The sequence below is a fragment of the Thauera phenylacetica B4P genome (genome assembly GCF_000310225.1).
GTDB lineage: Bacteria > Pseudomonadota > Gammaproteobacteria > Burkholderiales > Rhodocyclaceae > Thauera > Thauera phenylacetica.
In genome coordinates this window covers 1-8,004 of record NZ_AMXF01000189.1, presented here as the reverse complement: position 1 = coordinate 8,004, position 8,004 = coordinate 1, and the positions used below count along the sequence as shown (strand labels likewise).

The 8,004-nt window shown below is 69.7% G+C and carries 5 protein-coding genes; 1 reads left to right on the top strand and 4 read right to left on the bottom strand.

The window, feature by feature from the left end:
• Positions 1–622: 622 nt before the first annotated feature.
• From C667_RS17630 to C667_RS17615, 4 genes are all read right to left on the bottom strand, one after another.
• On the bottom strand, positions 623–3,328 hold the full coding sequence (locus C667_RS17630) for a bifunctional acetate--CoA ligase family protein/GNAT family N-acetyltransferase (RefSeq protein WP_004372725.1): 2,706 nt from the start codon (positions 3,326–3,328) through the stop codon (positions 623–625).
• A 132-nt stretch (positions 3,329–3,460) separates the two neighbouring features.
• On the bottom strand, positions 3,461–4,165 hold the full coding sequence (ubiG, locus tag C667_RS17625) for a bifunctional 2-polyprenyl-6-hydroxyphenol methylase/3-demethylubiquinol 3-O-methyltransferase UbiG (protein WP_004372723.1): 705 nt from the start codon (positions 4,163–4,165) through the stop codon (positions 3,461–3,463).
• 102 nt (positions 4,166–4,267) lie between these two features.
• Positions 4,268–4,966, bottom strand: coding sequence for an OmpA family protein (locus C667_RS17620; RefSeq protein WP_004372722.1), 699 nt, complete (start codon positions 4,964–4,966; stop codon positions 4,268–4,270).
• A gap of 100 nt (positions 4,967–5,066) precedes the next feature.
• A complete protein-coding gene (locus C667_RS17615) occupies positions 5,067–6,386 on the bottom strand; it encodes a TRZ/ATZ family hydrolase (RefSeq protein ID WP_004372720.1) in 1,320 nt (439 codons plus the stop codon).
• Between the two features lie 170 nt (positions 6,387–6,556).
• Here C667_RS17615 and C667_RS17610 point away from each other — a divergent pair, with 170 nt between their 5' ends.
• Complete coding sequence (locus C667_RS17610) at positions 6,557–7,921, top strand: serine/threonine protein kinase (RefSeq protein WP_004372718.1); 1,365 nt, start codon at positions 6,557–6,559, stop codon at positions 7,919–7,921.
• The last annotated feature ends 83 nt before the right edge of the window (positions 7,922–8,004 follow it).

The window sequence follows — 8,004 nt, the reverse complement described above, 5'->3', positions numbered from 1 at the left end:
GTGCCGGCAGGCGCGAAAACGGCGGTGGAGCGCTGCATGCGCGTCGAGCGGCAGACCGCCGGGTTCGCAGCTGCCGCAGCTCCTACAGGCGGGGTCGGGACGCGCGGAGGTTCATGTAGGAGTGCCGGCAGGCGCGAAAACGGCGGTGGAGCGCTGCATGCGCGTCGAGCGGCAGACCGCCGGGTTCGCAGCTGCCGCAGCTCCTGCAGGCGGGGTCGGGACGCGCGGTGGTTCATGTAGGAGCGCCGGCAGGCGCGAAAACGGCGGTGGAGCGCTGCATGCGCGTCGAGCGGCACACCCGCCGGGTTCGCAGCTGCCGCAGCTCCTGCAGGCGGGGTCGGGACGCGCGGTGGTTCATGTAGGAGCGCCGGCAGGCGCGAAAACGGCGGTGGAGCGCTGCATGCGCGTCGAGCGGCAGACCGCCGGGTTCGCAGCTGCCGCAGCTCCTGCAGGCGGGGTCGGGACGCGCGGTGGTTCATACAGAAGCGCCGGGACGCGCGGATGTCCATGTAGGAGTGCCGGGACGCGTGGCGGTTCATGTAGGAGCGCCGGCAGGCGCGAACCCGGCGCCCCGGTTACACCCGCGCGTGCGTCTTCGGCGTGAAGCCCCGGTCTCCGCCCCTCACGCCTGCGACGGCGGCCGCAGCTCGAAGATCGCCCGCACCACCCCCGGCTCCTCCGAGGCCTTGAGCTTGAAGCCGAGGTGCTTGAGCAGCCCGAGCATCGGCTCGTTCTCGCCCATCACCTCGCCGACGAGGCGCTGGATGCCGATCTCGCGTGCGTAGCGCACCAGCTTGTCCATCAGGATCGAGCCCAGGCGCTGGCGCTTGAGGTCGGAGCGGATGACGAGGGCGAACTCGGCGGTGTGGTTGTCCGGGTCGGCCACCGCGCGCGACACGCCCAGGGTCTCGGGCTTGCCGTCGGGGCCGGTGGCGGTGGCGATGAAGGCCATCTCGCGGTCGTAGTCGATCTGCGTCAGGCGCGCCATCTCGCGGCGCGGGAACTCGGGGATGTAGTTGAAGAAGCGGTAGATGAAGTCCTCGCGGGTGAGGCGCGACAGGAAGGCGTAGTGCGCCGGCTCGTCCTCGGGGCGGATCGGGCGCAGCAGGATCGGGCGGCCGTCGCGCAGCTGCGAGGGCTCCTCGAGCGCCTTCGGGTAGGGCTGGATCGCCAGCCGGTGCTCGTGCGCGGTGGCCGGGCGCAGGCGCATGTGGGCGTCGAGGGCCTGCACGCCGTGCTCGTCGACGAACACCGGGTTGATGTCCATCTCGTGGATCTCGGGATGGTCGACGACGATCTGCGAGACCTTGGTGAGGGTGAGCGCGAGCGCGTCGCGGTCGGCCGCGGGCAGGTGGCCGCGCGCCTCGAGCAGCGCTGCCGCCTTGCTGCGGGCGATGAGGTCGTCGGCGAGCGGCTTGTTGAGCGGCGGCAGGCCGACCGCGAGGCCGCGGAAGATCTCCAGCGCGCGGCCGCCCTCGCCGAACACGATCACCGGTCCGAACAGGCGGTCGGTGCTGACGCCGATCAGCAACTGGCGGGCGTGGCCGCGCATCACCATGCGCTGCACGGTGAAGCCGCTCACCGACACCGGCGGCTCGGCGCGCCCGGCGCGCTCGATCATGCCGCGCGCGGCGACCTCGACCGCCTCGGTGCTCTCGAGGTTGAGCGCGACGCCGCCGACGTCCCACTTGCGGCGGATGTCGCGCGACATCAGGGTGAGCGCGACCGGCAGGCCGATGCGGCCGGCGATCTGCGCGGCCTCTTGCGGGCTGGCGGCGAGGTGGGTCTGGATGACTGGCACGCCGTAGGCGGCGAGCACGTCCTTGGATTCGGATTCGGTGAGGCTGGCGCGCGACTCGGCGAGCGCGCCCTGGATCACCGCGCGGGCGCGCGCGACGTCGGGCTTGAACGCCACCGGTTCGGAAGTGGGTACCTCCATCAGCACCTCGGAGGCGGTGCGGTGGCGGTGCATGTGCAGGAAGGCGCTGGCCGCGTGCTCGGGCGAGTCGAAGGTGGCGATGCCGGCGTTGATGAAGAGGTTGCGCTCCTTCTCGACGCTCTCGTCGCCGACCCAGCAGGTCATCAGGTTGATGCCGGTCTCGCGCGCGGTGGCGATCACCTGCTGCGCGGTGTCGATGCTGCTGGAGAGCGCGTTCGGGGTGTGGATGAGCAGCACGGCGTCGCCGTCGCGCTCTTCCTGCAGGATCTTGAGCAGGCGCTCGTAGCAGGCCGGCTCGGAGTCGACGCGGATCTCGAGCGGATTGCGCCCGTTCCAGCCCGGCGACATGAAGCGGCGCAGGCGCTCGATGGTCGGCTCCTTGAGCGTCGGCAGGGTGTAGCCGGCGAGGTAGAGGCTGTCCTCCACCATCAGGCCGGCGCCGCCGCCGTTGCTCAGCACGACCAGACGGTTGCCGCGCAGTGGGCGGGCGCGCAGCACGGTCTCGGCGGCGCCGAACATCTCCTCGAGCTGGTCCACCCGCAGGATGCCGGCGCGGCGCAGTGCGGCGTCGTGCACGTCGTCGTGGCTGACCAGGTTGGGCATCTCGAGGAAGAGCGGATCGGAGACGCCCATCAGCGGGTTGTTGGGCGAGCGCCCGGCCTTGATCGCGATCACCGGCTTGTTGCGCGCGGCGGCGCGCGCGGCCGACATGAAGGCGCGGCGGTCCTGGATGGACTCGATGTAGAGCAGGATCGCGCGCGTGCCCGAGTCGGCGGCGAGGAAGTCGAGCACCTCGCCGAAGCCGACATCGAGGCTGTCGCCGAGCGAGACGAAGTGCGAGAAGCCGACCTTCTTGCGCAGCGCCCAGTCGAGCACCATGGTGCCGACCGTGTCGCGCTGGGAGACGAAGCCGAGCTTGCCCGGGCGCGCGGGGATCTGCGAGAAGGTGGCGTTGAGGCCGAGCCCGGGCACCAGGATGCCCAGCGTGCTGCCGCCGAGCAGGCGCATCTCGTGGCGGCGGGTGATCTCGAGGATGCTGCGATCGAGCGGGCGGCCGTCGGCGCCGAGCGTGGCGTCGAGCTGGTTGGCCATCACCATCACCGCGCGCGTGCCGCGCTCGCCGAGCTCCTCGACGATGCGGGGCACGAGCGGCGCGGGCGTGCACACGATGGCCAGGTCGGGCGTCTGCGGGAGCGCGGCCACGCTGGGATAGGTGAGCACCCCGGCGACCGAGGGGCGGCGGGGGTTGACCGGCATGATCGGGCCGGCGAACTGGCCCGACAGCAGGTTGCGCATGAGCACGTTGCCCATGCGGCGCTCGCGCGCGCTCGCGCCGATCACGGCGATCGAGCGCGGATTGAACAGGCTTTTCAGGTGGCGGAAGCTCATCGCCTTGCTCCCCGGGGAAGAATCGCTCGTCTGCAGTTTAATGCACGCGCGCTATGCGTGCATGAACTGAATTGCGGCCTTGTCGGTGCGCCCGCCGCGGCCCGGCGCCTGGCGTCGGGGGCCAGGCGCGGTTCAGCCCGCGGCGACGGTATGGACGAGGTAGTTCACGTCGGTGTCGCGGCCGAGCGAGTAGGTCTTGGCGAGCGGGTTGTAGGACAGCCCGATGATCTCCTGCACGTCCAGGCGCGCATTGCGGCAGTGGCGGCTGAGCTCGGAGGGCTTGATGAAGCGGGCGTACTCGTGGGTGCCGGCGGGAAGCAGCTTGAGAAGGTATTCGGCGCCGACGATCGCGAACAGGTAGGACTTGGGGTTGCGGTTGAGCGTGGACAGGAAGACGTGGCCGCCCGGTTTCACCAGCCGGGCGCAGGCGGCGACGATGCTGGCCGGATCGGGCACGTGCTCGAGCATCTCCATGCAGGTGACGACGTCGAAGTGGCCGGGCAGTTCGTCGGCGAGCGCCTCGGCGCTCTGGTGGCGGTAGTCGACCTTGTGGCCGCTCTCGAACAGATGCAGGCGGGCGACGCTGAGCGCCTTCTCGGACAGGTCGATGCCGGTGACCTCGGCGCCGAGCGAGGCCATGCCCTCGGCGAGGATGCCGCCGCCGCAGCCGATGTCGAGCACCTTCTTGCCGGCGAGCGCGGCCTTGCCGTCGATCCAGCCCAGGCGCAGCGGGTTGATTTCGTGCAGGGGGCGGAACTCGGAGGCGGGGTCCCACCAGCGGTGGGCGAGGTCGCTGAACTTCTGCAGCTCGGCGGGATCGGCGTTGACGGTGTTCATGGCTTCGGGTGTCCTTGCTAGCGCGCACGCCGGGTGCGCGCGCACCCGGCACAAACGAAAAAGCCCCGCCGAGGCAGGGCTTTCGGGTTACCGGCTCGGGGATTACTTGGAGCCGATGACTTCCACTTCGACGCGACGATCCGGCTGCAGGCAGGAGATCTGCGCGGCGCGACCACCGACCTTGTCGCACTTGTTGCCGGTCACGGGCTGCGTTTCGCCCTTGCCTTCGGTGTAGACGCGGTTGGCATCGACGCCCTTCGAGACCAGGTAGGTCTTGACGGCGGCGGCACGGCGCTCGGACAGGCGCTGGTTGTAGGCGTTCGAACCCAGGCGGTCGGTGTGGCCGACGGCGAGGATCACTTCCAGCTTGAGCGACTTGGCCTGGGCGGCGAGCTGGTCGAGCTTGGCCTTGCCTTCAGCCTTCAGGACGGCCTTGTCGAAGTCGAACAGGGCGTCGGCCGACAGCTTGACCTTGTCGGCGGTGGGCTTCGGCGCCGGGGCGGCCGCGGCAGCCTTCACGGTGCACTTGTCGGCGGGGACGATGTCCTTGTCGCAAGCGCAACCGACGGGCAGGTCGCCAGCCAGCGCGGTCGAGGCGGCGGCGGGGCTCCAGTAGCCGGTACGCCAGCACAGGCCGGTACCACTGCGAGCGACGACGTTGCGCGCGTCGATCACGTAGGGGATTTCACCCTTGCCGGCGACGACGACGTCGTTGACCTGAGCGAAAGCGCTCGGGGCGGACAGGCCGATCGAGGCGATGGCGGCCAGCATGAGCATCTGCTTCTTGGATTGTTTGATCATGGTTTCCTCTTTGAAGGGCGAGTCGCCGGAATTGCCACTGAACGAAATGAAGACTGGCGAATCTGCCGTCTTCGTGTCGGTTTGTACCAGTATATCCAGTTCAATTACCGAGCCTAGTTTGCCACATCGACACCAGCCGGAGCAATTCGGTGTCGTTAATATGCAACAGCGAGACGCCTTTGTCCACGCGGGTTTCACCGTCGATCCACACGTGCGAGACATTTTCGCGACCGCAAACGTAGACGAGATGCGACACCGGATCGAAACAGGGCCGGTATTGCGGCGCGGAAAGCTCGAGCGCGCAAAGATCGGCGCATTTGCCTATTTCGATGGAGCCGATGCGATCGTCCATGCCCAATGCGCGCGCACCGTCGAGCGTGGCCATGCGCAAGGCGACATGCGCCGGCACGGCGGTGGCGTCGAGGCTGCCGACCTTGGCGAGCAGCGCGGCGTGGCGCATCTCCTGGAGCAGGTCGAGGCGGTTGTTGCTCGCCGCGCCGTCGGTGCCGAGGCCGACCGGGATGCCGGCGGCGAGCAGGCGCGGGACCGGCGCGATGCCGCTGGCGAGCTTCATGTTCGAGGTGGGGCAGTGCGCGACGCTGCAGCCGTGGCGGGCGAGGAGCTCGATGTCGGACGCGTCCACGTGCACGGCGTGGACGCCGATCAGGTTGCTGCCGAGCACGCCGAGGCGCGCCAGGCGCGCGAGCGGCCGGCAGCCGTGGGCGGCGAGCGAGTCGGCGATCTCCTGCGCGGTCTCGTGGATATGCACATGGATCGGCAGCTCGAGCTCGTCGGCCAGAGTCTGCACGTGGCGGAAGCTCTCGTCCGAGACGGTGTAGGGCGCGTGCGGGGCGATCGAGAAGCCGAGCAGCGGGTGGCCCTGCCAGCGGTCGCGGGCGGCCAGGCCCTTGCGCAGGTAGTCCTCGGGGTCGCTCGCGTACGAGGTGGGGAACTCCAGCGTGACCGCACCCACCACCGCGCGCATGCCCGCGGCGACGAAGGCTTCCGCCGCCGCCTCGGGGTGGAAGTACATGTCGCTGCAGGTGGTGATGCCCCCGCGGATCATCTCGGCCGCGGCGAGCAGGGTGCCGTCGCGCACGAAGGCGGCGTCGACGTGCCGGCTCTCGGCCGGCCAGATCGCCTCCTGCAGCCAGCGCATCAGCGGCAGGTCGTCGGCGATGCCGCGCAGCAGGCTCATCGCGGCGTGGGTGTGGAGGTTGACCAGGCCGGGGATCAGCACGTGGCGGGGGAGCTCGACCACCTTGTCGGCGACGTAGCGCGCGCGCGCCGCGTCCTGGTCGAGCACGTCGACGATGCGTCCGCCGCGGATCGCCACGGCGTGGTCGGCGAGCACGGAGTCGTGCGGATCGACGGGGACGATCCAGCGGGCGTTGATCAGCAGGTCGACGGCTTCGCTCAAGGCGGGCTCCTCGCGGGGCGGTTGCGGGACGGGCCTCATTCAAGCACGCACGGCCCGGGGCGGACAATCCCGCGCGGCCGCGGGCGCGGGGGCGCACGCCGGCGCCGGATCGTGCAACAATCGCGCCGATGCCTGCCGCTCGCGCGGGCGCTCCAGCCTTGCAATACAGCATGAACCGGATTCCCGAACGCATCGGCAAGTACAGGATCATCAAGGAGATCGGCCGCGGCGCGACCGCGGTGGTCTATCTCGCCGAGACCCCGGACTACCCCGAGCCGGTGGCGCTCAAGCACGTGCGCTTCGACGACAAGGCGCGCGACGAGGCGAAGTGGAACCGCCGCCTGATCAAGCTGCTGAAGGCCGAGCGCGTGGTGTCGGGCCGCCTCGACCACCCCAACATCATCCGCATCCACGACGCCTCGATCGAGCCCGACCAGGCCTACGTGGTGATGGAGTACTTCCCCGGCGGCTCGCTCGAGCGCTACTGCGGCTTCCAGAACCTGCTGCCCATCCATCGCACGATCGGGATCGTGTTCAAGTGCTGCATGGCGCTCGACCACGCCTACCGCCAGGGCATCGTGCACCGCGACATCAAGCCGGCGAACATCCTGGTCGACGAGCAGGACAACGTGAAGATCACCGACTTCGGCCTCGCGCTCAACATCAACAAGAAGCTCGACACCGACTCGACCTTCATCATGGGCGTGGGCTCGCCGGCCTACATGAGCCCGGAGCAGATCAAGGGGTATCCGCTCAACCAGAAGACCGACCTGTATTCGCTCGGCGTGCTCCTGTTCCACATGCTCACCGGCCGCCTGCCCTTCCGCGCCAGCAATCCGGCGCAGCTCGTGTACAAGATCATCAACGCCGACCCGCCCTCGGTCTCGCAGCTCAACCCGGACGTGCCCGAGCAGATGGACGCGGTGATCCGCAAGGCTCTCGAGAAGGACCTGTACTCGCGCTACCGCAATGGCGCCGAGTTCGCCAAGGACCTCGCCGCGGTGCGCTACCAGATCCTCGACGAAGGCCACGTGCATCACGACGCCGAGCGCTTCGCGCGCCTGCGCAAGCTCGCCTTCTTCACCGAGTTCGAGGACGTCGACCTGTGGGAGGTGATGCGGATCTGCGCCTGGCGCAAGGTCGGCAGCGACCTTGGGCTGATGCGCGAGGGCGACATGGACCAGCGCTTCGGTATCGTGCTCGAGGGCAAGGTCGAGCTCTCGATCGAGGGCCGGCGGGTGCTGGAGGTGGGGCCGGGCGAGGTCTTCGGCGAGCAGGCCTGGCTCGACCAGCTTGAGCACAGGCAGCTGCTGAGCGCGGTGTCGCTCGACGAGCTGAGCTATCTCGAGGTCAACCCGGCTGCGCTCGCGCTCGCCAGCGAGGAGGTGCTGGAGCGCTTCCGGCGCCAGCTCGGCACGGTCTCCGTGCGCCGGCTCGCGGCGGTGTCGCGCCAGGCGGCCGCACACGCTCCCGCTGCGGTGCGTGCCGTGCGCGCGGCGCCGATCGCGCACGACCTGCAGATCGTCGATTACTGAAAGTTCGCGGGCGTGATCCGCCCGCACCCGCCCGGCCCCGCCCGCAGCTCGGGAGGCCCGTGCCGTGGCGGGCCGCCCGCGGG

What these genes read in the sequence shown, in the direction of transcription:
- C667_RS17630 (WP_004372725.1), bottom strand. Translation starts at nt 3,328, where the DNA reads ATGAGCTTCCGCCACCTGAAAAGCCTGTTCAATCCGCGCTCGATCGCC.
- ubiG (WP_004372723.1), bottom strand. Translation starts at nt 4,165, where the DNA reads ATGAACACCGTCAACGCCGATCCCGCCGAGCTGCAGAAGTTCAGCGAC.
- C667_RS17620 (WP_004372722.1), bottom strand. Translation starts at nt 4,966, where the DNA reads ATGATCAAACAATCCAAGAAGCAGATGCTCATGCTGGCCGCCATCGCC.
- C667_RS17610 (WP_004372718.1), top strand. Translation starts at nt 6,557, where the DNA reads ATGAACCGGATTCCCGAACGCATCGGCAAGTACAGGATCATCAAGGAG.